The sequence below is a fragment of the uncultured Roseobacter sp. genome (assembly GCF_947496515.1).
Classification (GTDB): domain Bacteria; phylum Pseudomonadota; class Alphaproteobacteria; order Rhodobacterales; family Rhodobacteraceae; genus Roseobacter.
The window spans coordinates 1-21,097 of record NZ_CANMDB010000025.1 but is presented as its reverse complement, the minus strand read 5'-3'; the positions used below and the strand labels follow the sequence as shown (position 1 = coordinate 21,097).

General features: G+C 55.5%; 21 protein-coding genes and 2 pseudogenes. 14 read left to right on the top strand and 9 right to left on the bottom strand.

Annotated elements, in window-relative coordinates; translation table 11 throughout:
* Window positions 1-199 (top strand): hypothetical protein (locus Q1A53_RS22435; protein ID WP_299971307.1); only part of this gene is annotated, 199 nt, incomplete at its 5' end.
* A gap of 343 nt (window positions 200-542) precedes the next feature.
* A pseudogene (locus tag Q1A53_RS22430) lies at window positions 543-1,418 on the top strand (IS5 family transposase).
* Between the two features lie 346 nt (window positions 1,419-1,764).
* On the opposite strand, the pseudogene Q1A53_RS22425 reads toward Q1A53_RS22430, so the two are convergent.
* From Q1A53_RS22425 to fliF, 5 genes and pseudogenes are all read right to left on the bottom strand, one after another.
* Window positions 1,765-2,589: pseudogene (locus Q1A53_RS22425) on the bottom strand (IS5 family transposase).
* A gap of 111 nt (window positions 2,590-2,700) precedes the next feature.
* Window positions 2,701-3,393 carry a flagellar type III secretion system pore protein FliP gene (gene fliP, locus Q1A53_RS22420; protein WP_299971304.1) on the bottom strand — a complete coding sequence of 231 codons (693 nt, stop codon included), beginning with the start codon at window positions 3,391-3,393 and terminating at the stop codon, window positions 2,701-2,703.
* A 48-nt stretch (window positions 3,394-3,441) separates the two neighbouring features.
* Window positions 3,442-3,738, bottom strand: coding sequence for a FliM/FliN family flagellar motor C-terminal domain-containing protein (locus Q1A53_RS22415; RefSeq protein ID WP_299971301.1), 297 nt, complete (start codon window positions 3,736-3,738; stop codon window positions 3,442-3,444).
* Window positions 3,731-4,330 carry an ABC transporter ATP-binding protein gene (locus Q1A53_RS22410; protein WP_299971298.1) on the bottom strand — a complete coding sequence of 200 codons (600 nt, stop codon included), beginning with the start codon at window positions 4,328-4,330 and terminating at the stop codon, window positions 3,731-3,733. The genes Q1A53_RS22415 and Q1A53_RS22410 overlap by 8 nt, the downstream gene beginning before the upstream one ends.
* Window positions 4,330-6,000: a flagellar basal-body MS-ring/collar protein FliF gene (gene fliF / locus Q1A53_RS22405; RefSeq protein WP_299971295.1), complete on the bottom strand. Its 1,671-nt coding sequence runs from the start codon at window positions 5,998-6,000 to the stop codon at window positions 4,330-4,332. Before fliF ends, Q1A53_RS22410 begins: the two co-directional genes overlap by 1 nt.
* A 77-nt stretch (window positions 6,001-6,077) precedes the next feature.
* Here fliF and Q1A53_RS22400 point away from each other — a divergent pair, with 77 nt between their 5' ends.
* From Q1A53_RS22400 to Q1A53_RS22380, 5 genes are all read left to right on the top strand, one after another.
* Complete coding sequence (locus Q1A53_RS22400) at window positions 6,078-6,563, top strand: flagellar basal body-associated protein FliL (protein WP_299971292.1); 486 nt, start codon at window positions 6,078-6,080, stop codon at window positions 6,561-6,563.
* A gap of 10 nt (window positions 6,564-6,573) precedes the next feature.
* On the top strand, window positions 6,574-6,957 hold the full coding sequence (locus tag Q1A53_RS22395) for a hypothetical protein (RefSeq protein ID WP_299971289.1): 384 nt from the start codon (window positions 6,574-6,576) through the stop codon (window positions 6,955-6,957).
* Window positions 6,954-7,553 carry a hypothetical protein gene (locus Q1A53_RS22390; RefSeq protein WP_299971287.1) on the top strand — a complete coding sequence of 200 codons (600 nt, stop codon included), beginning with the start codon at window positions 6,954-6,956 and terminating at the stop codon, window positions 7,551-7,553. The genes Q1A53_RS22395 and Q1A53_RS22390 overlap by 4 nt, the downstream gene beginning before the upstream one ends.
* 64 nt (window positions 7,554-7,617) lie before the next feature.
* Window positions 7,618-8,487, top strand: coding sequence for a flagellar motor stator protein MotA (gene motA / locus Q1A53_RS22385; RefSeq protein ID WP_299971284.1), 870 nt, complete (start codon window positions 7,618-7,620; stop codon window positions 8,485-8,487).
* A complete protein-coding gene (locus Q1A53_RS22380) occupies window positions 8,484-10,742 on the top strand; it encodes a hypothetical protein (protein ID WP_299971281.1) in 2,259 nt (752 codons plus the stop codon). Before motA ends, Q1A53_RS22380 begins: the two co-directional genes overlap by 4 nt.
* 714 nt (window positions 10,743-11,456) lie before the next feature.
* On the opposite strand, the gene Q1A53_RS23505 is transcribed toward Q1A53_RS22380, so the two are convergent.
* From Q1A53_RS23505 to Q1A53_RS22370, 3 genes are all read right to left on the bottom strand, one after another.
* Window positions 11,457-11,741 (bottom strand): transposase, encoded by a 285-nt coding sequence (locus tag Q1A53_RS23505; RefSeq protein WP_366873038.1) that lies wholly within the window; start codon window positions 11,739-11,741, stop codon window positions 11,457-11,459.
* Window positions 11,742-12,069: 328 nt separating this feature from the next.
* On the bottom strand, window positions 12,070-13,122 hold the full coding sequence (locus tag Q1A53_RS22375; RefSeq protein WP_299971278.1) for a permease: 1,053 nt from the start codon (window positions 13,120-13,122) through the stop codon (window positions 12,070-12,072).
* A 55-nt stretch (window positions 13,123-13,177) separates the two neighbouring features.
* A complete protein-coding gene (locus Q1A53_RS22370; RefSeq protein ID WP_299971276.1) occupies window positions 13,178-13,489 on the bottom strand; it encodes a metalloregulator ArsR/SmtB family transcription factor in 312 nt (103 codons plus the stop codon).
* A gap of 481 nt (window positions 13,490-13,970) precedes the next feature.
* Here Q1A53_RS22370 and Q1A53_RS22365 point away from each other — a divergent pair, with 481 nt between their 5' ends.
* Window positions 13,971-14,669, top strand: coding sequence for a phosphoadenylyl-sulfate reductase (locus Q1A53_RS22365; RefSeq protein ID WP_299971273.1), 699 nt, complete (start codon window positions 13,971-13,973; stop codon window positions 14,667-14,669).
* Window positions 14,670-14,878: 209 nt separating this feature from the next.
* Window positions 14,879-15,277 (top strand): hypothetical protein, encoded by a 399-nt coding sequence (locus Q1A53_RS22360; protein ID WP_299971270.1) that lies wholly within the window; start codon window positions 14,879-14,881, stop codon window positions 15,275-15,277.
* 25 nt (window positions 15,278-15,302) lie between these two features.
* On the opposite strand, the gene Q1A53_RS22355 is transcribed toward Q1A53_RS22360, so the two are convergent.
* The gene (locus Q1A53_RS22355; RefSeq protein ID WP_299971267.1) at window positions 15,303-16,217 is read right to left on the bottom strand and encodes a LysR family transcriptional regulator; all 915 of its coding nucleotides are present in this window, start codon (window positions 16,215-16,217) and stop codon (window positions 15,303-15,305) included.
* A gap of 108 nt (window positions 16,218-16,325) precedes the next feature.
* Between Q1A53_RS22355 and Q1A53_RS22350 the strand changes: the two genes are divergently transcribed.
* The 5 genes from Q1A53_RS22350 (at window position 16,326) to Q1A53_RS22330 (ending at window position 20,936) form a co-directional block, all read left to right on the top strand.
* Window positions 16,326-17,255: a ring-cleaving dioxygenase gene (locus Q1A53_RS22350; RefSeq protein WP_299971264.1), complete on the top strand. Its 930-nt coding sequence runs from the start codon at window positions 16,326-16,328 to the stop codon at window positions 17,253-17,255.
* A gap of 12 nt (window positions 17,256-17,267) precedes the next feature.
* Entirely contained in the window at window positions 17,268-17,864 is a 597-nt protein-coding gene (locus Q1A53_RS22345) for an alpha/beta hydrolase (protein ID WP_299971262.1), read from the top strand.
* A gap of 25 nt (window positions 17,865-17,889) precedes the next feature.
* On the top strand, window positions 17,890-18,135 hold the full coding sequence (locus Q1A53_RS22340) for a DUF1427 family protein (RefSeq protein ID WP_299971259.1): 246 nt from the start codon (window positions 17,890-17,892) through the stop codon (window positions 18,133-18,135).
* A gap of 101 nt (window positions 18,136-18,236) precedes the next feature.
* Window positions 18,237-18,926 (top strand): hydrolase, encoded by a 690-nt coding sequence (locus Q1A53_RS22335; RefSeq protein WP_299971257.1) that lies wholly within the window; start codon window positions 18,237-18,239, stop codon window positions 18,924-18,926.
* 54 nt (window positions 18,927-18,980) lie between these two features.
* Window positions 18,981-20,936: an amidohydrolase gene (locus Q1A53_RS22330; protein ID WP_299971254.1), complete on the top strand. Its 1,956-nt coding sequence runs from the start codon at window positions 18,981-18,983 to the stop codon at window positions 20,934-20,936.
* The last annotated feature ends 161 nt before the right edge of the window (window positions 20,937-21,097 follow it).

Here is a 21,097-nt window from a genome sequence, read left to right as displayed (position 1 = left end):
AAACCATCGTCCAGATGGACCAAACGCCAATCATGCACTAACAATCAAATTGGACCACTCAGGTGGGGCTGATCACTTTAGCACCGTGCCGATCCGTTTTGATCGGCATAGCTTTCAGAGTCTCTTTCATTTGGCGCCTTTCTATGACCACAGCGTCCATATCCGCTTCTTTCAGACCGCGGTGCAGCCATTGCGGTAATGCCCCGGCCTTCTTTCTGGCCAACCGTGGCAATGGTCCCGTCCAGTTCGGCCGGCCAGGGCTACAAATTCTCAGCTGCGCTATCTGTTTCAGTTTCTCTCACAGTCTTGCGGTGCTCGCTGATCACCCAGATTGCTGTCTTCATCAGCGATACGTCCAATGCGATAGACAGTCCCATTCCGTCTTCTTCCATGTGGTTTTAAATATGGAAGTGGCGGCAGCGCGGCGCTGATCTGACAAGTGGCGTGACGTAGGCCCCGTTGCAGCATCTCATAAGCACCAGGCTCAGGAGTTATTGGTCTCCACCTTGCAGTGTACTGCACTGCGCCTAAAAGTGGTGAACCTGTCTGATCTATTCTGGCTGACAGAGGCGCAGATGGCGCGTCTTGGGCCCTTCGTCGGGAAAACGGTCCCCCGGATCGTTTTCTGATCCTCCTCAGTCCCGAAGTCTCACGGCAAGCCAAGGGTCGACGATCGACGGGTTTTGAGCGGGATAATATTCATAAATAACAACGGTTTGCCCTGCGTGATACGCCGAAGGTATATGGTCCCCACAAGACGCTCAACAATCGTTGGAAGCGGTGGAGCAACAAGGGCATTTCCGCCGAGATGCTGGTTGGACTGGCTGCTGACCATGGTAAAGAGAAGACGGTCATGATTGATGCAACATTTCTTAAAGCCATCGCACGGCGTCCAGCCTTGCGGTTAAGAAGGGGGGGCGTGGGCGTCTGATTGGTCGGATCAAGGGCGGCATGAACACGAAGCTGCACACCATCTGAGACAGCCAAGGACGTCCGCTGAACCTGTTCGTTACGGCAGGACAGCTTTTCCGCGATGCAGACATCGCCTGCCAGCGAATGGGTCAGTGATTACATCGGTGCCTGTGCATAGGCGAGCAGTTTGCCCAAGGTGAATTGGTTGCTTGGCACCTCTGATCGTTTGCGATGCAAAAGAGTGCCGGTCAATGGATCGTGGCTATGACGCCGACTGGTTCCGAGAAGCATTGAAAGACAAAGGGATACACACCTGCATCCCAGGCAGGAAGCAGCGAAAGAAGCCGGTGAAATACGACAAGCGTCGCCACGAACGGCGCAATCGGGCTGGGATGATGTTCGGCAGGTTGAAAGATCGGCGCCGTGTGGCAACCCGTTACGATAGATGCCAAAGGGTCTTTCTATCAGTCATCGCGCTTGCCGATCTCGTGATTTGTTCGCTATGAATCCTGATCCTACGCGATTTGGGGCGCAAAGTGTGTGAAGCGGCGCCGTCGCAATTGTCCTACGATCAAACGGGTATCGATGATCTGATGCTCGTGCAGAGACATTTCGAAAGGCGCTCCGTCTTGGTCAAAGATGCGTAGGGGCGATGGTTGTCGCTCAAATAACCAGGCATCATCATCGGTTCAAAAAAGTAGATGGCGGCAAAGGCCAAAAAAACGCTGATGAGATGCTCTGGATGTGACTTCCAGCCACCGAGTATCTGAGTTTCGGGTTTTCAAAACCTACGATACGTTTCAGCTCTAGACCTTCAATTTCCAATCATAGACGCTCTTCTAGTCTCAGGACTCATAGCCAGTAGATGACCGTAGCGGCGAGAGCGATTGCCGAGAGGAATACCTTCGGGGACTGGTTGTAGCAGGTGGCGACACGCCGTCAATCCTTCAGCCTGCCGAACACCATCCCAGCCCGATTGCGGCGTTTGTGGCGACGCTTGTCGTACTTGACGGTTGTCTTCCGCTGTTTCCGGCCAAGGATGCAGGGGCGTATCCCCCTGTGTTTCAACGCTTCTCTCAACCAGTCGGCGTCATAGCCACGATCTCCGAGTAGCCAGTCGACATCCAGTAGACTGTCACAAAGCGCCCGCGCACCGATGTCGTCGCTGACCCACTGGCTGGCAGGCGATGCCTGCATCGCGGAGAAGCTGTCCTGCGGTAACGAACAGGTTCAGCGGACGTCCTTGGCTGTCACAGACGGCGTGCAACTTCGCGTTCATACCAGCCTTGGTCCGCCCGATCAGGCGACCGCGCCCCCCTTTTTGACGCGCAGACTGGACGCCGTACGGTGAGCCTTCAGATAGGTGGCGTCGATCATCACAGTCTTCTTCTCGCCGTGCTCGGCCGCTCGTCCCGCCATCATCCTCGCGAAGACAGCCCTTTCGTTCCAGCGCTTCCAGCGATTGTAGGGACCATATGCCTTCAGCGCGTCACGCCAGCGCAACCCATTGCGATTTATGAAGATAAACCCGCTCAAAACCCGTCGGTCATCGACCCTTGGCTTGCCCTGAGACTTCGGGACTGAGGAGGATCAGAAAACGATCCGGGGGACCGTTTTCCCGACGAAGGGCTCACGACGCGCCATCTGCTCGTCGCTTAGCCAGAAAAGTTCAGACATATCACCGCTACGTTTTTGGAGCCGTGAAGCACGCAGACCGACCAAAATCAATGGGTCCTCAGCCTAGATCGGGTACACCTCCGGACTGGTGGCGTCACGCGGTGTGGCAAGTTAAAAATAGCTCCGGACCAGACTGCCGGCGATAAGGCTCCAGCCGTCAGCAATGACGAAAAATGCCAATTTGAATGGTAGCGAGACAACAACTGGCGGAACCATCATCATGCCCATCGACATCAAAACGGCTGCGACAACCAGATCGATGATCAAAAAGGGCAAAAAGATCAGAAATCCGATCTGAAAGGCCCGGGAAATCTCGGACAATAAAAAGCTGGGAACCAGGATGGAAAGCGGTGCTTCCGGGGTTGGGGCAACATTTATGGTCTCTGTGCGAAGCTCCGCCATCGCTCGGAACGTATCGGGATCCAGTCGGCCAGCCATGAAAACGCGGAACGGTTCTAGGGTTCGAACAAACGCGGTTTCGACGTCTATGAGTTCATCGCTAAGCGGTAGAATACCGTTAGTCCAAGCTTGGGTGAAAACCGGCTCCATAATGAAATAAGTCAAAAAAAGCGCCAGGCTGACGATCAACATGTTCGGTGGGGATTGCTGCAAGCCGATCGCCTGGCGCAGAATTGACAAGACGGTGACCAGAAAAGGAAAACAGGTCACCATGATGGCAATGCCAGGTGCGAGGCTCAGCACTGTGATCAGAGCGAAGAGTTGAATGGTTCTGGCGCTGATCGACCCGTCCTCACCGAGCGAGAACGACAGATCCTGCGCGTTCAACAGGTTGGGCGCCAGCATCAGTAGCATGATGAGGGCCGTTGGAAGAAAACGGTGCCGCATCGGAACCTAGTGGCCGCCTTGCAAGTCTATCACCTCTGTCAGCCTTACGATTAGCTGACCTTTCGGGTCGTCTTCTTTCTCTTCCAGCATACCCCGGGCAATGAGCCTGTCGCCAACGTAGAGCTCCACAGGGTCATCCACCCCTTTATCGAGGGGTAAGACGGCGTTTTCACCAAGCGCAACGAGATCGCGGATTAGCGGGCGCGCTTTACCAACGCAAACACTGACCTCAATAGGAACAGAGGTGAATGGGTTTTTGGCGTCGGTAAGTTGGCTGCGTTCTTCTGTGGGGGCTTCATCCATTAGAAGTCTCCTGCTCTGCTTCATGGAAAAATGAGGTAATGGCGTCGCCGACCTTTGAGATAACCGCGTCCAAGTCGACAGAGCGTTCGAGGGATCCAACCCGGACAAACGCTTGCCCTTCGCCTAAGGTGGCTTCGCCAACAATGTTGAAGGGTTCGCTCAGCGCGAGTTCTGAGATTTCTGCCACAAGATCTGTATTATGTGGGGCGACGACGATGTCGATGCTGTTGCCAGGGTTCTCTTTAATCAACTCCATGATCTGCTCATTTATCTGTGCAGCCAGCGTTGCGTGGGCCATTGATGGCAAGAGCTTCTCCACAATATCATTCATGATCGGTTTGAGTGATATCGTAAGTTTGGACAGGGCTTCGTGATAGGTGAACGACATGTCCTGGAGGTTTTGACCGAGTTCGGCGCTCACCTGCGCGACGGAATCAGCCTGTGCCTTCATGGCATCATCCCAGCCAGCCTTGTATCCGTTCTCAAATGCTTCGAGTTTTTCTTCTTCGGAAGCTTCGACGGTTTCTTCAATTGCAACGATTTCCGGTAGCTCTGTCTCACCAAAATCCCGATAACGATGAAGCAATGACATCAGACGTTTTCCTCCTTGTCTTCCAACCAGCTTCTCAGGATCTCGACAGTCTCGTCTTGGCGCTCACCGATCAGATTTCGTAGTCGGTCCACCGGGTCATCCGACATGCCACCTGCCATCTGAAGGTCCGGTAGCTCGCCCGGTTCACCGCCGCCAAATCCTGAAATCATGGGTAGATCCGGGAGCCCAAAGTCATCCGCATCTGTCTCCTCCGGTAGCATCCCACCATCTGAGGATGCGGAATCCGCTGCAGGTAGCGCGGGAATCTCTTCCTCCTCGATTGCGATCGGTTGTTTACTGAGAAGAGGTCGCACGACAAACAGCCCGAGAATAAGCGTAACCAAGGCAAGGACGGCCATCTGGATGGCGGACATGATGTCGATGTCCAGCAAGTCCATCATCGAGTTGCCAGCGGCGGTGCCTTGTGGAGCAACACTCTGGAGCGCCATGGATTTGATCGTGATGATATCGCCACGCGTTTCATCAAAACCGACAGCGGAAGCTACCAGATCGCGCAGCGCGTCCAATTCCGCCTCCTCTCTAGGAGCAAACTCCTGAGTGCCGTTCTCCCCCGGAATCGCGGCTTCATTCACCAGAACTGCGACGGTCAGACGCTTGATAGCACCGGGCACCCGCACAATCTCGCGCTCGGTCTCGGACACCTCATAGTTGACCCGTTCGCGGCTCTCGCTGTTCTGTGAAGAAGAATTCTCCCCCTCGCCACCCTCCTCATCGGGAAGGTTGGATGCAATCGTCACATTTCCGCCGCCGGCTTCGGTTGAGCTGTTATTGCGCTCTTCTGTATCGGTGCTCACGGCGACCCTGCCTTGAGGATCAAAGATGCGTTCGCGAATGGCTTCGCTTTCCGTGACCGTATCGACGCTCACCTCCACGACAGCATTGCCAAAGCCGACGCGGGCCTCCAGGAGGCGTTGGACACGGTCGCGCAAAACCTGCGCTTTATCATCTGCACCAGCGGGGGCGACTTCATCGGTGGCACCAACCAGTGCGCCGTTTGCGTCGATGATAGCGACATCTTCGCTTGCCAGACCGGCTACGGCGGAAGATACCAGAAACCTGATAGCCTTGGCCTGTTGCGCGGTAATAGGTCCACCCGTCGGCGTGACGGCAACGGAGGCTTTCGGCGTTACGCCACGCTGGAACGGGTTGGAACCGGTACTAGCAATATGCACACGTGCCATCGCAATGTGAGGGCTGGAGACGATGGTGCGGGCAAGTTCGCCCTCTTTCGCCCGCCAATATGCGGCGTCAAACATCTGCGATGTCGTGCCGAAACCAGACAGGGAATCGAGGAGTTCATAGCCTCGGGTCGAGTTCGCCGGTAGACCCTCACTGGCAAGTGTCATGCGCAGTTGATCCCGGTCACTGGCAGCTACGAAAATTGACCCTCCACGCACCTCGAAAGCAGCACCGCGCTGCTCCAGGGCTCTTACAACTTCGCCAGCGGCGCCATTCTCCAGTCCGGCATAGAGAAGGGTCATAGAAGGGGCAGACGCCATACGTGACATGGCGAGCACGCCAAAGAACATTGCCACTGTGGCCAAGACAACGATGATTTGACGGCGTAGGTCCAGTCCGGTCCACGCATTTAATAGTTGCTGCACAATCGCCTCCGTCAAGCCGAACGTTCTGCTCGGCGATGGCAACATCAATGAACGATCTGGCTTAACAATCGGTTAGTGCAATCGCGTCTATAAGCATTTTGACCAAGCAAGTTGAGGTTGTCATGTCAGACACAGCGGCCGTTGAGATAGAAGAAGAGACAAAGTCGTCGAAAATGCCTTTGATAATTGGGCTTGTACTGCTGCTGGTTGGCGGTGGTGGCGGCTTTTATGCGGCGTGGAGCGGACTCATCTTCGGGGGCGAATCGCAAGTGTCAGAAGTTGAGGACACACCTGTAGATGTGGGCCCCGCTATCGCTTTCGTGCCAATCGCACCGATTACAGTATCACTGCCACCGGGGAGCTCTGAAGATCACCTCAGGTTTCGGGCCGAACTGGAAGTGCCCAAGAAATACGCCTCGGAGGTGGAAGCTGTCTTGCCGCGCGTTATCGACGTGCTGAACGGTTATCTACGGGCCGTGGAAGTCAATGACCTTCGCGATCCATCTTCATTGACACGACTTCGGTCACAGATGCTTAGGCGTGTGCAGCTTGTCGCCGGACCCGGTCAAGTGAACGACCTGCTGATTATGGAATTTGTTCTAAACTAAGGAGAGTGGCATGGATTTGATAGCAGATGTACTGCTGGCGGCCGGGGCACTTGGCGCTGGCCTATATTGCTTCGTTTTGGGGCGCCGTTTGAATCGCTTTAACGATTTGGAAAAAGGTGTGGGGGGTGCGGTTGCGGTATTATCAGCTCAGGTGGATGATTTGACCAAGACACTAGAAGCCGCGCAATCGACGGCTTCAGCTTCTGCTCGGTCATTGACCGAACTGACGCAGCGGTCCGAAAACATGTCACGCAAACTTGAGCTTCAGATGGCTTCTTTGCATGATGTCCACGATGCGCCTCAGACGGCCTCATCAAACCCAACTCAAGCGGCTGTTCAGACCCCGAGCGAACCCATGTTCGTGCGTCACCGCGGAACGGAGCGGCCTCAATGAAAATGCCGCGTCTCTTCTCAGGCCGCAACGGCCGTGGATCAACTCTCTTGATTGCGGGCCTTCTCGTTGGCTCGGCTGCCTTACGCATTGGCGCGGGTGCGGGCCAGGCGGTTGCAACTGAGACAGCGGTTGGCACTACGGAAGTGGTTGCACCTAACACCGTAGAGGTTGAGCCTGCCGGCGAGCAGCAAGAAATCTCGAATATGCTGCGTGCATTCCAAGAGCGCGAAGCGCGTTTGAAAGAGCGTGAACGGCAGATGGAAATGCGTATGAAGGCGCTGTCCGTGGCGGATGAACAAATTGAGCGGCGGCTTGTAAACCTTCAGGATGCAGAAGAATCCCTGCGCGAACTGCTTGCGCTGGCAGATACCGCCGCGGAAGATGACTTGGCCCGGCTGACAGCCGTCTATGAGAGCATGAAACCGAAAGATGCCGCTGCACTTTTTGAAGAGATGGAGCCCGCGTTTGCAGCTGGCTTTCTCGGTCGCATGAGGCCAGAAGCGGCTGCCGGAATCATGGCGGGCCTGTCCCCGCAGGCAGCCTACACTATTAGCGTGATCCTTGCTGGTCGCAACGCCGATGTCCCAAAAGGCTAGCAGTGCTGAGGTTTTTTTAACTTACTTTTGCGATTGTGCAGACAAGTAATCACTGGGGTTCGACATGATCGGTATCATTGGCATCGTATGTGTATTCGTCATGGTCTTCGGCGGCTACTTGGCCGCTGGCGGCAAGATGGGTATTATTTTCAAAGCGCTACCGTTTGAGATGACGATGATCGGTGGCGCCGCAATCGGGGCCTTTCTAATCAGCAATGATGGGTCTGCTATCAAGCAGACTGGCAGAGACATGGGGCGTGTCTTTAAAGGCCCGAAGTGGTTGCAAGAAGACTATAAAGATCTTCTTTGCCTTCTCTTCGAACTTATCCGTTTGGCACGCCAAAACCCAGTGGCGATTGAGGAACATATCGAAGCACCCGCCGATTCAAGTATCTTTTCGAAGTATCCAAAGATCTTGAAAGACGGCGAAGCGATCGCGCTTATCTGTGATACGCTTCGTTCTGCCTCGATGAACTATGATGATCCCCATCAGGTCGAAGAGGTTCTAGAAAAACGCATGGAGGCAAATATGCACCATGCATTGCACTCCAGTCATGCACTACAAACCGTGGCGGATGGTCTTCCGGCCCTCGGTATCGTTGCGGCGGTTCTGGGGATCATCAAAACCATGGGATCAATTGATCAGCCACCTGAGGTTCTCGGGAAACTGATTGGTGGCGCCCTGGTCGGAACCTTTCTGGGTGTTTTCCTTGCTTACGGCTTCGTCGGCCCATTCGCAGCTAAGGTAAAGACGATCACGGAAGAAGACAGCCATTTCTATCAGCTTGTTCGAGAAGTGTTGGTTGCCAACCTTCATGCGCATGCGACCAATATATGCATTGAGGTCGGCCGCCAGAATACACCATCACACCATCGCCCAACGTTTTCAGAACTAGAAGACGCTTTGAAATCAGTAAAGCAGGGTGCTGCATGAGTAGACTTACGGGAGTCATTGGTGCTGTCGTGCTTAGCGCGGCAACGGCAGCATATGCCAATCCTATTACCGTGCGGTCAGGCGACCACGCTGGTTTCACACGATTGGTAATGGATATGCCCGCAGATTCCCAGTGGGAGCTTTCCGAAACACGTGGTCTTGCGACTGTGACATTCCCTAATCATGAGAGCGGTTTCGATGTGCGTCGGGTTTTCGATATCATTCCTCGTGATCAGCTCACTGATGTGCGAAGCTATGGTTCCCGGCTTGAACTTGAGCTGGCTTGTGCGTGTACGATCAGAACTTTTGTGGAGAGGGGAGAGTATCTGGTTATTGACATTCGCGATGGTCCTGCCCTGCCGATCTCAAGCGATCAAGTTCCACCGGAATTCGTGCCCGTTCGACCAGCTTCGCGTTTTAACTACGGCGATCTTCTGTGGTCGGGTCTACCGGCACCAGAAAGTGTACGGGGGCCGTCTCGCTCGGAAGTGAGTACTAGCCTGGAACCTATTAATCCCTCGCGCGAAGACAACAAAGAGTTGGCCAATGAAATCGTGAATGAAACGCGCGAGACGCTCTTGCACCAAATGAGTGATGCATCTTCGCGGGGTATTTTGCAGCTGGCGGCTCCGGATATGGGATTGGAGCTGCGCCCCACGTCTATTGATGACGAGCCCGAAATGTTTAATTCATCTGCGGAGCCACCAGTGCCGGCGATACCGGGTCCAGGAAATATTCGGATAACAAACAGTCGTGACTCAGAGGTGAGTGGAGCCGAGCCAGATCTTTCAATATCTGGTAGTCTTTGTGAAAATCCAAATTTGGTCGCTGTTCCAAGCTGGGGAACAAACGAGCCACTTTCGCGTCAGGTTTCGCAACTGCGCATGGAACTTTATACTGAAGTCGGTGAGGTGAATTCAACAGCGGCACTAAAGCTGGCAAGACTGTACGTTTTTTTTGGTTTGGGTTCAGAGGCCAAAGAAGTTCTGCGTCTTTCTCCTGTGCTGTCTTCCAAGCATCCTGAAATCTTTGATCTTGCCAGCATAATGGAATTTGGTTCAGTTCAAAACCCGCGTTTTGTGCACCGATTTTCCGATTGCGATTCCCCGTTGGCACTTTGGAGTATCTTAGCCGGAAAGAAAATACCGAGCGACCAGATCGTCAATGTAGATGCTGCTCTCCGAGCGCTCTCGGCTCTACCAGATCATCTCAAACTACACATTGCGCCCGCGCTAAGCAAAAGACTTTCAGCGTATGGTGATCTGGCCGCTGCGTCTATTGCATTGAGAAATGTAGATTACAGACAGGATGAATCGAGATCGAGCTTCGAGCTTGCAGAAGCAACTATCAAACAGTTGTCGGGTGAAACCAACGCTGCTGAAGATTTGCTCTCTGATGTCATAGATGAAAATTCTCCCGAAACACCACAAGCATTGATCTCAATGATAGACAGTGGGCTACAAACGGGCAAAGTGGTTCCAGCAGATATAGCCCTATTGATTGAATCATACGCATTTGAACGGCGTCAGGGGACCGATGCCAAGGAGATTATGCGCGCTCATGTCTTAGCGTCTGCTTATTCGGGCCAATTCATAAAAGCGATCGAAAACTTAGATAGTCCGACTATCAAAGGCGATGAAGCGCTCATTGCTGAGCTGAGATCACATATTTTTATAGCGCTTTCATCTGGTGCCGAAAATATTGATTTTTTGAACATCTTCTTTTCAGAATACCCTGTGTCTTCAGCCGCGCTCTTGCCAAAGGCCGTAGAAAAAGTGGCGGAGAGGCTCATAATGCTAGGGTTCCCGGAACCTGCTAGACGTGTGCTGAGCTCAATTCCTGTTGGCGAAAAAACTAGTCTTCTGCTCGAGCTTGAAGGGCTCGCACTTGTTGAGACGGCGCAGCCACAAGAAGCCTTGTTGGTGTTGGAGGGCCTGGATTCTGTGCGGGCAAATGAAGTTAGAGCTCAGGCGAAACTCCAGCTCGGCGACGGCTCCGCTGCTTACGAACTGTTTGAGCTAGCTGAAAATCATGATGAAGCTGTCCGCTCAGCGTGGCTTGCCGAAGAATGGGCACAGATTATAGAGTCTGATATACCGGTTTTGGGGGACATGAGGTCAGTATCTGAGCAACCGGTTGTCAATCTCCCCATGCGTGACGGTATGCTCATTAGCTCAGACGTAATTTTGCGTGAAAGCGCCGAGAGCAGATCCATTCTTGAAGAGGCATTGCAGGGTTTCGTTGTTTCGCAATGATCGCTATCCAGTTGTTCGAACAGAAATATGAGGATCTGCCAACAAGCAGGATATTGAGCAATGCGCGAACGTTATCCTCCCAGTGTGACGGTATGCATGAGCCCTAGAGTACAATTAGGTGTACTGGACCGAGGGCGACCTTTCTCCGTGATGGTCAGGAACGAAGTAAATAAATTATTAGGCGCCCAATAGATAGAAATAAAATACCAAGATACATGAAAAATGCGTTTATGTTGGAAGGCGCTTTCTATGTGCTTTGCTAAACCGCTCGGCGTTTGAGTAAGGTTACATCGTATGATATTGCACTTCGCCAACCTTAGAGCGACGGAAGCTGATTTTTTCAACTATTTTTCATTGTTGTATTCCTGCTATTCGCGGTGAGCATTTTGGGCCTTTCTTTCAGTATAATGGGCCATTGTTGCTAGCAAGATTGACTAGGGTTTCCCGGGAAGGGCCCTAATCGCGCTGCGCGGTCATTTTTTCTTGTGTATCTACCACCGTCCGACAGTTGATCGCGCGGCTCTCGGCCTGTTTCCCTTCGAGTGGACGTTCATAGGTCAGCTCTGTTCATTTTTAGGCCTTCCTTTCGCTGATCAGCCTATTGGTTCGGTGTCGGACCAGCGATACTGGAGCGGGCCGGCGGTGATCAAACTGCGCGCGCCATGCCGCAATCATACTGCTGGTATGAACATGCGGGCGTTGCGGGCGTTTCATTCATCCTCTTCTTCGGTTTTGATGCCCATGCTGTCCAGCGCTCAGGCGTGCATCATGACGTGATGTGACGAGAGGGAGCGAAATGTTCCGCACAGCATTTTTCCTGCAACAGGCGTGGCTCATATCCAATGTGTTTTGGCGACGACACACGGTACTGTGATCAGGAACATCTCGTTCGATACCAACCAGTTGCAAAAAGCTTCGCACAAACCCGGTTGGGTTGTCTACCAGCGCGGCATCCGGCGCAACACCTTTGGGATAGGCGCGCTTGAATCGCTGTATCATCGAATTGGTATTCTCGAACAAGTTTGCCAGGTGATAGCCGCATCCAGAACGTTTCAGGATGGACCCAGATCAACAAAGATCCGCGCCGCTTGCGACTGTCAGTGTCCGACGACCAGTTCTTGGTCGTATGTCTCGTGAGGCTAAACTGCTCATGCACTACAGCTATCAAGCTGGATCCACACAGCGAATCTCCAGACCACGTATGAATCAGAGCTGCCATGAGCGACGCAGCTATGCTCTCTTCGCGCTAGGTGAGTAAAGCCGCGCAGGGGTCGGCTCTGCGCCAGCTGGTGATTCGACAGAGCACGTGGCCGGACGACGCAGCGGCTCATACCCCGACCCACGCCTGGAACAGGAGCCCCGCCGCAAGTGAGCCCGTCAGCGCGAACCCAACATAGAGCGCAAAGATCTGCGGACGGGCCAGTGCCCAGACGGCGATAGCCGCAGGCAGCGATGTAACTCCACCGGCGATCAAGAAAGCCATGCCGGCGCCGGGTGCCATACCCTGCTCCATCAGACCTGAGACGAGAGGGAGCGCAGCATAGCCGTTCAAATAGGCTGGCACTCCGACCAGCGTGGCAATCAGTACCGACCCCAGACCGTCGCCACCTACGGCGGTGGCGACCCAATCGGCCGGAACATAGGCGATCATCAGGCTTTCCAGCACAAAGGCCAAAGTGAGCCACTTGAAAAGAAATAGTGTCGTCTTCAAACCCGTGCGAACAAATTTTTTGTGCCGCTCCGCCTCTCGCCAGAAAGCCCAGACAGGGGGTTTTGGATTGTGGATTGAGGATGCGCCACAGCCGCCGCTGCCGACGCCCTCACGCAGGGGGTCGGCAAACGCCCCGGCTTGGGTCAGCATGAGCGTTGCGTAGCCGCCGAACAGGCCCAACCCGATCGCGGCAAGCGTCTTGGCGGTAGCAAACTCGAAGCCCAGCACACCGGCGGTGAGCGCGTACATGGACGGGTCGATGACCGGCGAGGCCAGCCAGAATGCCATGACTGCTGAAAGCGGCACCCCCATGGCCAAGAGCGCGGCAATTAGCGGGATCACTCCGCACGAGCAAAAGGGCGACAAGCCCCCGAAGGCAGCCGCCAGAGCGATCATCAGGATTGGTGCACCCGTGAACGCGCGAGCGATCAAGCTGTCCGCCCCAGTGGCACCGGCATAGGCTGCGAGACCGATGGACAGTAGCAAATAGGGCGTAGTCTCCAGAAGAGCCCGCGCCGTGAAGGCGAGGCTGTCCGCGCCCTGTACTGGATCAAACAGCGCAACCGTGGCAAGAATGAGCGCAGTGACAATCCAGACACGCTCGTTCGACCAGACGTAACGCCCGATCACGAGCCCGCGACCTGAGAGGCGAAGGACAGCTTCTGTCATCGTAACATTCCTAGCTTTATAGTTATTTTTGAGCAAAGAAAACTGTATTGAAGGATCACGCTGCGGCCTCCTTGAGCGCGACGCCTTGGCAGCATTCCTCGGTGAGAAAGCGCAGTGTTTGGTTCATAACCATGAAGTCCACCCGGTTAACAACTTCTCGTCCCCGCTTCTCTTGTACGACAAGACCAGCCGACACGAGTTGGCGCAGGTGGTGCGCCAGCGTCGAGAGTGGCAGATCGGTATGGCCAGCTATGTCGCCCACAATGAGGCCGTCATCGCCAGCACGCACGAGAAGGCGGTAGACTGAAAGCCGCGCCTCATGGCCGAGAGCGGCGAGCGCGCGAGCGGTGATAGCTGTTTGATCCATAGCTCCTAAATAACTAGTTTTGTGACTATATTCAACTGAATTCTTTCGTAAACGTCCGATGAAGCCCGCACTATCGAGACATCCGTGAAAGGCTCCTTGATCGTGCACAGTCCACCGCCAACTACCGCGCTTTTGGCTGCAGCGAGGTGCTGATGCCCGGGTACAACACGACACGTGTACACAATCGCCTCTTATAGGTTTGAGGCAAGTCAAGCTCGAGGCGATCTCGAGGGTGAGCATGCGACAACATCAACTTCAAGAAGCCATCCCATCGGCTGCCTCGGAACGCCCTGATCGTCCGCGGCGTAGTGGGGTATTTAGAACAAGATAATCCAAAAGACCGTTTCTCGGAAGTATATTCCTTTTATTGCGGAGGTATGCGGCGCTTAGGAGAATTATATTCTATATAGTGGTTGAAGCCACACAATCCGCGAGAGCAGCACTTGTCTCGAGCGGATGTGCAAACGCAAGGAAAGCCTCCATGCCGCTACGAGAACTCGCGCAGCGTCGCAACACATTACACCACAAATCAGACCCGCAGACGATCTTACGGCACGTGTTACAGGATGTTCAGATCGGACAGGTTGCGTTGGTGTCGTCTTTCGGTGCCGACAGTGTCGTGTTGCTGCACATGATCTCAGAGATCGACAGAACCACGCCGGTGATCTTTCTTGATACGCTAATGCTATTTCGAGAAACACTGCGCTATCAGCGCGACGTCTCTGAGGCACTCGGGCTGCGCGACGTGCGTATCATACGACCCGATACCACCAAGCTGATCCACGGCGACGTCGATTGCCTGTTGCACCAGAGCAATCCTGACGGTTGTTGCGCGCTGCGAAAAACAGAGCCGCTTACGCAAGCTTTGGAGGGTTTTGGCGGCTGGATCACCGGACGCAGACGGGGCCAAGGTAAAACCCGTGATGCCCTTCCACTCTTCGAATTGGCTGATCGCAAGATCAAGATCAATCCTCTGGTAAATTGGGGGGCGGATCAGATTGCCGCCTACATTGCCGATCACGATCTGCCGCGTCATCCGCTTGTCGCGAAGGGCTACGCGTCTTTGGGGTGTCGCCCATGTACGACGCCGGTGGGAGAGAACGAGGATCCGCGCGCCGGACGGTGGCGTGGTCAGGAGAAAACGGAATGCGGGATACATTTCCCACGTTCCCGGAGCTGAACAGCCCCAAACCGACGGATGATCCGGGACCGAAAAAGCCACGTGCATCGAATTGAAAAGAGCTGCCCCATTTCGGCGCTGCGGTAACAAGTCCTTCGATCGGGCCGAGAATGAATATGTTGATCGATTGCGGCAACCGGAGAGTTTTTTGTTGAAGGGTTGGCGTTTAGCTTATTGCGTGCATCTGGTCATCGTTGGGCTGGCTAATGATGCAGTCCCGCGCGCTGGCAGAGCGGCTTGAGGTGAAGATCAATCATAGCTGCGCGCCGCACAGCCTGATCAAGGCAACAAGACGCGGTTGGTTATTGAGCCGCCGATTGGATCAGGGCGATAGATGCCCCCGGGCGGCCAAGGGTTTTGTTAAGGTCAAGGGTCGCTTTGTCAGCCTCGGGCAGTGTCGAGCGTCAGAAACAGACTCTGCACGATTGGACATTTTCCGCGCTCCGGTAGGAGCTTCGCTGGGGCATGTAAAAGGTAATTTATCGCTGAGCGCGGATTTTGGTTTTCGTCAAAGCGCGCGGCTAAAGGCTAACAGTTCTGCTCGTCTCAGTTTTGTCATGGCCCGCCTGTCCATGACCAATTTCCGTGTTTCCAGGCCGTTGACTTAGCCTGCGCCACCCTCACGAAGCCTGCCTAGTCCTCGAACTCGAACCCGTTTTTGTCGGTGAGGTACGCTTCGAAGAAATCGGTAAACGTCGCCACGAGGGGCGGCAGCGCTTCGTAAGGCGGATAGTAAAGCGACAGCCACAGCGAAGGCAGATCCCAATCGGGAAGCACGGCCTCTATCTCTCCATTCTCGATCCCAGCTGTGACGTGAAACTCTGGCAGCACAACGATCCCCTGACCATTGCGAGCGACCCGGTAGAGCAGATCGCCGTTGTTTGAATGAAGGGCTGTTCCCGTCGTGACGGACCTTTTCAACCCGTCCTTTTGAAATCGCCAGATCTCGCTTTCCAGCGCATCACCGTAGGAAAGGCAGATCTTGGGGTTCAGATCATCCGGCGTCTGAGGTCGTGGAAATCGCTCAAACAGCGAGGGTGCGGCGACCGCACGCATGGGCACCTCGCACAGCTTTCGCCAGATGGCCGATTTGTCTGCCGGGGGTTCGGATACCCGGATCGCCAGATCGCAAATCTCCGAGAAGATATCGACCAACTGATCCGTGAGCCGGATATTCAGATCGATGTTCGGATAGGCCAGCTTGAAGCTGTCGATAAGGCCCGGCATCAGACGCAGGCCAAAGGCCATCGGCGCATTGATGGAAAGACGGCCTCGATATGGCTGCATCTCCCGGTCCAGATCGAGCTTTACCTGATCAAACGCCTCGATGAGGGGCTGATACCGCGCGGCAACCAGTGCGCCGGTCGATGTCAGGGACACCTGACGTGTCGTGCGGACGAGTAGCTGCTGGCCGAACTCATCTTCGAGCTTGGCAATGATGCGCGTTGCCGAGGCGGGTGTCATATCCAGTGACTTGGCTGCAGCGGCGAAGTTCTGCAGACGTGCCACTTCGAGGAAGACACGGATTGGTTTTAGATCTTGATGCATCCTTATTATAGACATTCATCGACATAGTGAATGCAATTCCATTTCTATAGTATTTCATAATTGAGGGCTTAGCTTTGTCTCACGAAATGCAACCGTCCGAGAACAGCCATGAAAAACCTGATCAAAGGTCTGCACCATGTCACGTCGATGGCTGCAGATGCCAAAGAAAACAATGACTTCTTTACGAAGGTCCTCGGGATGCGGCGGGTCAAGAAAACCGTCAACTTCGATACGCCGGAAGTCTACCATCTGTACTACGGTGACGAGGTCGGCACGCCCGGTTCCGTTATGTCCTATTTTCCGTTCGGTCCGATGCCAAACGGCCGACGCGGAGCCGGCGAAGTCGGTGTGACCGAGTTTGCTGTGCCAAAGGGCACGCTGGGTTTCTGGAAAGAGCATCTCGCCTCCAAGGGGGTGAAAGGCCTCAGGGAGAGCTCTTTTTTAGGTGACGCCCGTCTTGAACTGGATGGTCCGGATGGCGACAGCTTTGCGCTTGTTGAGGCAGAGCCGGAAAACCGAACGGCCTGGACAGGTGGCGGCATTGGTGAGGCGGACGGCGTTCTGGGGTTCCACGGCGCGCGTTTCCAGCTTCGGAATGCCGATGCGACGGGTGAGCTGCTGACTTTTATGGGGTACCAGAAAGGCGACACGGAGGGGTCCGTTACCCGGTACCGGATCGATGGTGGCAATGCCGCCCGGACGATCGATCTTGAAGAAGTGCCGGATGCACCGCACGCGACACAAGGCGCAGGATCGGTTCACCACATCGCTTTCGCTGTTGAAAACCGGGCTGCCCAACTGGAGGTCCGCAAAGCCTTGATGGATACCGGCTATCAGGTCACGCCGGTGATCGACCGCGATTATTTTTGGGCGATCTACTTCCGTACGCCGGGTGGTGTGTTGTTCGAAATCGCAACCAACGAGCCCGGTTTTGATCGGGACGAGGACACCGCGCATCTGGGTCAAGCGCTGATGCTACCGGAACGCTACCGGCCGTATCGCGCACAGATCGAGCGAAAGCTGCCAGAAATTGCATGAGGAGATAGTTACATGACCGAAGCCGCTTATCATGCGTTGGTCAAGGAACCCATGGGAAACGCGCTGCTTGTGTTCGCCTTTCACGGGACCGGCGGAGACGAAAACCAGTTCTTCGGTCTTGCGCAAGAGCTCTTCCCGGGTGCGGGTGTTATATCGCCTCGTGGAGACGTGTTGGAATTGGGCGCCTTGCGGTTTTTCCGCCGTACCGCTGAAGGCGTCTATGACATGCAGGACCTCGCCCGCGCTACGGCGAAAATGACGCGTTTTGTGGAGAGCTGGAAACGGCGGCATCCGGCCCGTGCGGTCCATGGGTTTGGATACTCAAACGGCGCGAACATCTTGGCGGCTGTGATGATGCAGCGGCCCGATCTTTTTGATCGCGTGGGGCTTCTTCATCCTCTGATCCCTTGGGAGCCTGCTTCGGCGCCGGGTCTTAAAGGCCGCAGGGTGTTGATTACTGCCGGACGGAACGATCCGATCTGCCGATGGCCGATGACGGAACAATTGGTACGTTGGAGCAGGGCCCAGGGCGCCGAGGTAGCAACCTCTTTTCATGAGGGCGGCACGAAATGCGCCGTGAAGAAGCCATCGCCTTGTCCGCGCTTATGAGCACGCCATCGCGCGAGGCGGCGGCATGAGTTGGACGCCGCATCTGCTGTCTCTTGGCGTTGGGATTTTTGTCGGCGGTATCTACGGCCTCGTTTCGGTCCGGTCCCCCGCGCCGCCCATCATCCTACTTTCGGGGCTGTTGGGAATACTGGCGAACGAAGCCGCCGTTCGGTGGCTGAAGGGCCATGCGCAACCGATCGCCCAAGCGCTTCATCTGAAGTCTTTCGCGGTCGGAGACACCCGGCGGCCGGACGCGCCTAGGGACAGCTGACAGTTCATTCGAAACCAAACGGGTCAAGGCAGCCAGGTCGCAGGACCCACCCACAAATCGACACCTACAAGACTTACTCACTGACAAAGAAAGGACCCCCCATGTCAAACCTCGAGGTGCTGACGCCACAGAACAGTCAGTTGATCTTTATCGACCACCAGCCGCAGATGGCCTTTGGGGTGCAGTCGATGGACCGTCAGGCGCTCAAGAACAACACTGTGGCGCTGGCCAAGGCAGGCAGGATCTTTGACATCCCGACCATCATCACCACGGTCGAGACTGACAGCTTTTCCGGCCACACGTACCCTGAACTGCTTGACGTGCATCCCGCCGCGCCGCTGCTTGAACGGACCTCCATGAATTCCTGGGACGATCAAAAGGTACGCGATGCATTGGCGAAAGGTGCCGCTGACGGACGCAAGAAGATTGTGGTTTCGGGCCTATGGACCGAGGTTTGCAACCTGACGTTCGCCCTGAGCTGCATGGCTGACACGGATTATGAAATCTACATGGTCGCCGATGCCTCGGGCGGAACGTCCGAAGATGCACACAAATATGCAATGGACCGTATGGTTCAGGCCGGTGTCATCCCCGTCACCTGGCAGCAGGTTCTGCTTGAATGGCAGCGCGATTGGGCGCGCAGAGAGACCTACGACGATGTAATCGGCCTCGTACAGGAGCATTCCGGCGCCTACGGCATGGGAGTCGATTACGCCTATACAATGGTCCACAAGGCGCCTTCGCGCTCTGCCCACGACGGGCAAACGCTCGATCCTGTTCCTGCAACCTGAACTCACATGGCCCGCCCAGACGATCGGCGGGCTGTCGCTTTTGGGAGAATCCTGATGACCACGAACCGACGCGGCCTTCTCGCAGGCCTTGGTGCTGCTACCGCCCTTGGCGGCATGCAGCCCTCTTTCAGCTGGAGCCAGAATACGACCGAAGACACCCTTGTTCTTTACAATGGAAAGATCACGACGCTCGACCCCGACACCCCTGACGCCAGTGCCATCTCGATACGGGATGATAAGGTGGCAGCAACCGGTACCGACGCGGACATCCTCGGCACTGCAGATGATGTGACGCCGCGCATCGATCTGAAAGGTCGTCGCGTGATCCCGGGGCTGAATGACAGTCATACGCATCTGATCCGCGGCGGGCTGAACTACAACATGGAGTTGCGTTGGGAAAATGTCCCTTCGGTGTCCGATGCGCTCGCCATGCTGCGCAAACAGGCCGCGAACACCCCCGCGCCGCAATGGGTGCGGGTCGTCGGCGGCTGGTCGGAGTTTCAGTTTGCCGAGAGGAGGATGCCGACCCTTGCAGAGATTAACGATGCCGCACCGGACACGCCGGTCTTTATCCTGCATCTCTACGCGTCGGCATTGCTCAACGGTGCGGCGCTCAAGGCGCTTGGCATCACAAGGGACACGCCAAATCCGCCCGGCGGTGTTATTGAAAAGGATGCGAGGGGCAATCCCACCGGTATGCTGATCGCCAAGCCTTCTGCGCTGATCCTGTATTCTACACTGGCACAAGGCCCGACCCTTGCCGTCGAAGATCAGATCAACTCCACGCGGCATTACATGCGCGAGATGAACCGTCTTGGCATCACGTCGGTGATTGACGCCGGTGGTGGAGGTCAGAACTTTCCCGAGGATTATGACGTCATTCAGCGTCTGCATGACGACGGGGATATGACAGTGCGCGTGGCCTATAACCTCTTTGCGCAAAAGGCGGGGCAGGAGTTGGACGACTATGAACGCTGGATTGCCATGACCGAGCCGGGTGCGGGGGACGACTGGCTACGCATGAACGGTGCCGGCGAAAACCTTGCCTGGTCGGCGGCGGATTTTGAGAACTTTCTCGAACCGCGACCCGATCCTGCGCCGGTCATGGAAGAAGAGCTGCAGAAGATTGTCGAGCTTTTGGCGAAGAACGAATGGCCGTTCCGTATTCACGCGACCTATGATGAAACCATCGACCGCTTCCTCACGGTCTTCGAGCGTGTGAACCAGAAGCAACCGTTCAACACGCGGTTCATCATTGACCATGCGGAAACGATCAGCCCGGCGAACATTGAGCGGATCAAGGCGCTCGGCGGTGGGATTGCAACGCAACACCGGATGGCCTTCCAGGGCGAGTACTTCGTGGATCGGTATGGTGCGGATGCTGCGCGGGCGACCCCGCCGATGCGCGAAATGCTGAACAACGGCCTGCCCGTCGGCGGTGGTACCGACGCGACACGGGTCGCAAGCTATGACCCATGGGTTGCGATGCACTGGCTGACGACCGGCAAGACAGTGGGTGGCTTGACGCTCTACGGAGACGAGAACCTGCTGACCCGTGAAGAGGCCCTGGCCATCTGGACGACCGGATCGGCGTGGTTTTCTGGCGAGCAGGATGTCAAAGGAACGCTCAGCCCCGGCATGTATGCCGATTTGGCCGTCCTGTCCGATGACCTCATGCAGGTTCCGGATGCGCAAATTCGGTCGATAACGTCAGTCATGACAGTCGTGGGCGGCAAGATCGTTTTTGCAGACGGTGTTTTCGCCACTCACAATCCACCCTTGCCACCTGCCAGCCCGGACTGGTCTGTGAATGCGCGCTTTGCCAGCCCGGCGGAGCGGGTTGGACCACAGGCACCGGCGTCGTTGGAGATGAGGGCCTGCCATGACGGGTGTGCGTCGGGCTGCGGCATGCACGGGCACCAGCATGGCATCGCCTGGGCGTCCCCGATCCCGGTCAGGGACAAGGGGGCATTCTGGGGCGCACTCGGTTGTTCCTGCTTCGCCGTCTGACCCGTGGCTATGGATGAACTGATCCTAAAAAAGGCGGGCGGTTTGTCGGCCCCTTTGCGGCCAACCCCGACAGGAAAGATCCGACTGACCCAGCCCCCTGAAATCAGGCCGCTGGGGTGTTAGTAATCCGTCCAAGAAAAGGATGGATAATGAAACGCAGA

Excerpts from the sequence above, each read along its gene's own strand:
- Q1A53_RS22355 (WP_299971267.1), bottom strand. The coding sequence starts at position 16,217 with ATGCATCAAGATCTAAAACCAATCCGTGTCTTCCTCGAAGTGGCACGT.
- Q1A53_RS22410 (WP_299971298.1), bottom strand. The coding sequence starts at position 4,330 with ATGTCATTGCTTCATCGTTATCGGGATTTTGGTGAGACAGAGCTACCG.
- Q1A53_RS22330 (WP_299971254.1), top strand. The coding sequence starts at position 18,981 with ATGACCACGAACCGACGCGGCCTTCTCGCAGGCCTTGGTGCTGCTACC.
- Q1A53_RS22340 (WP_299971259.1), top strand. The coding sequence starts at position 17,890 with ATGAGTTGGACGCCGCATCTGCTGTCTCTTGGCGTTGGGATTTTTGTC.
- Q1A53_RS22345 (WP_299971262.1), top strand. The coding sequence starts at position 17,268 with ATGACCGAAGCCGCTTATCATGCGTTGGTCAAGGAACCCATGGGAAAC.
- fliP (WP_299971304.1), bottom strand. The coding sequence starts at position 3,393 with ATGCTGGCGCCCAACCTGTTGAACGCGCAGGATCTGTCGTTCTCGCTC.
- Q1A53_RS22370 (WP_299971276.1), bottom strand. The coding sequence starts at position 13,489 with ATGGATCAAACAGCTATCACCGCTCGCGCGCTCGCCGCTCTCGGCCAT.
- motA (WP_299971284.1), top strand. The coding sequence starts at position 7,618 with ATGATCGGTATCATTGGCATCGTATGTGTATTCGTCATGGTCTTCGGC.
- Q1A53_RS22400 (WP_299971292.1), top strand. The coding sequence starts at position 6,078 with ATGTCAGACACAGCGGCCGTTGAGATAGAAGAAGAGACAAAGTCGTCG.
- Q1A53_RS22335 (WP_299971257.1), top strand. The coding sequence starts at position 18,237 with ATGTCAAACCTCGAGGTGCTGACGCCACAGAACAGTCAGTTGATCTTT.
- Q1A53_RS22415 (WP_299971301.1), bottom strand. The coding sequence starts at position 3,738 with ATGGATGAAGCCCCCACAGAAGAACGCAGCCAACTTACCGACGCCAAA.
- Q1A53_RS22365 (WP_299971273.1), top strand. The coding sequence starts at position 13,971 with ATGCCGCTACGAGAACTCGCGCAGCGTCGCAACACATTACACCACAAA.
- Q1A53_RS23505 (WP_366873038.1), bottom strand. The coding sequence starts at position 11,741 with ATGATACAGCGATTCAAGCGCGCCTATCCCAAAGGTGTTGCGCCGGAT.
- Q1A53_RS22390 (WP_299971287.1), top strand. The coding sequence starts at position 6,954 with ATGAAAATGCCGCGTCTCTTCTCAGGCCGCAACGGCCGTGGATCAACT.
- Q1A53_RS22380 (WP_299971281.1), top strand. The coding sequence starts at position 8,484 with ATGAGTAGACTTACGGGAGTCATTGGTGCTGTCGTGCTTAGCGCGGCA.
- Q1A53_RS22350 (WP_299971264.1), top strand. The coding sequence starts at position 16,326 with ATGAAAAACCTGATCAAAGGTCTGCACCATGTCACGTCGATGGCTGCA.
- Q1A53_RS22395 (WP_299971289.1), top strand. The coding sequence starts at position 6,574 with ATGGATTTGATAGCAGATGTACTGCTGGCGGCCGGGGCACTTGGCGCT.
- Q1A53_RS22360 (WP_299971270.1), top strand. The coding sequence starts at position 14,879 with ATGCAGTCCCGCGCGCTGGCAGAGCGGCTTGAGGTGAAGATCAATCAT.
- Q1A53_RS22375 (WP_299971278.1), bottom strand. The coding sequence starts at position 13,122 with ATGACAGAAGCTGTCCTTCGCCTCTCAGGTCGCGGGCTCGTGATCGGG.
- fliF (WP_299971295.1), bottom strand. The coding sequence starts at position 6,000 with ATGTTGCCATCGCCGAGCAGAACGTTCGGCTTGACGGAGGCGATTGTG.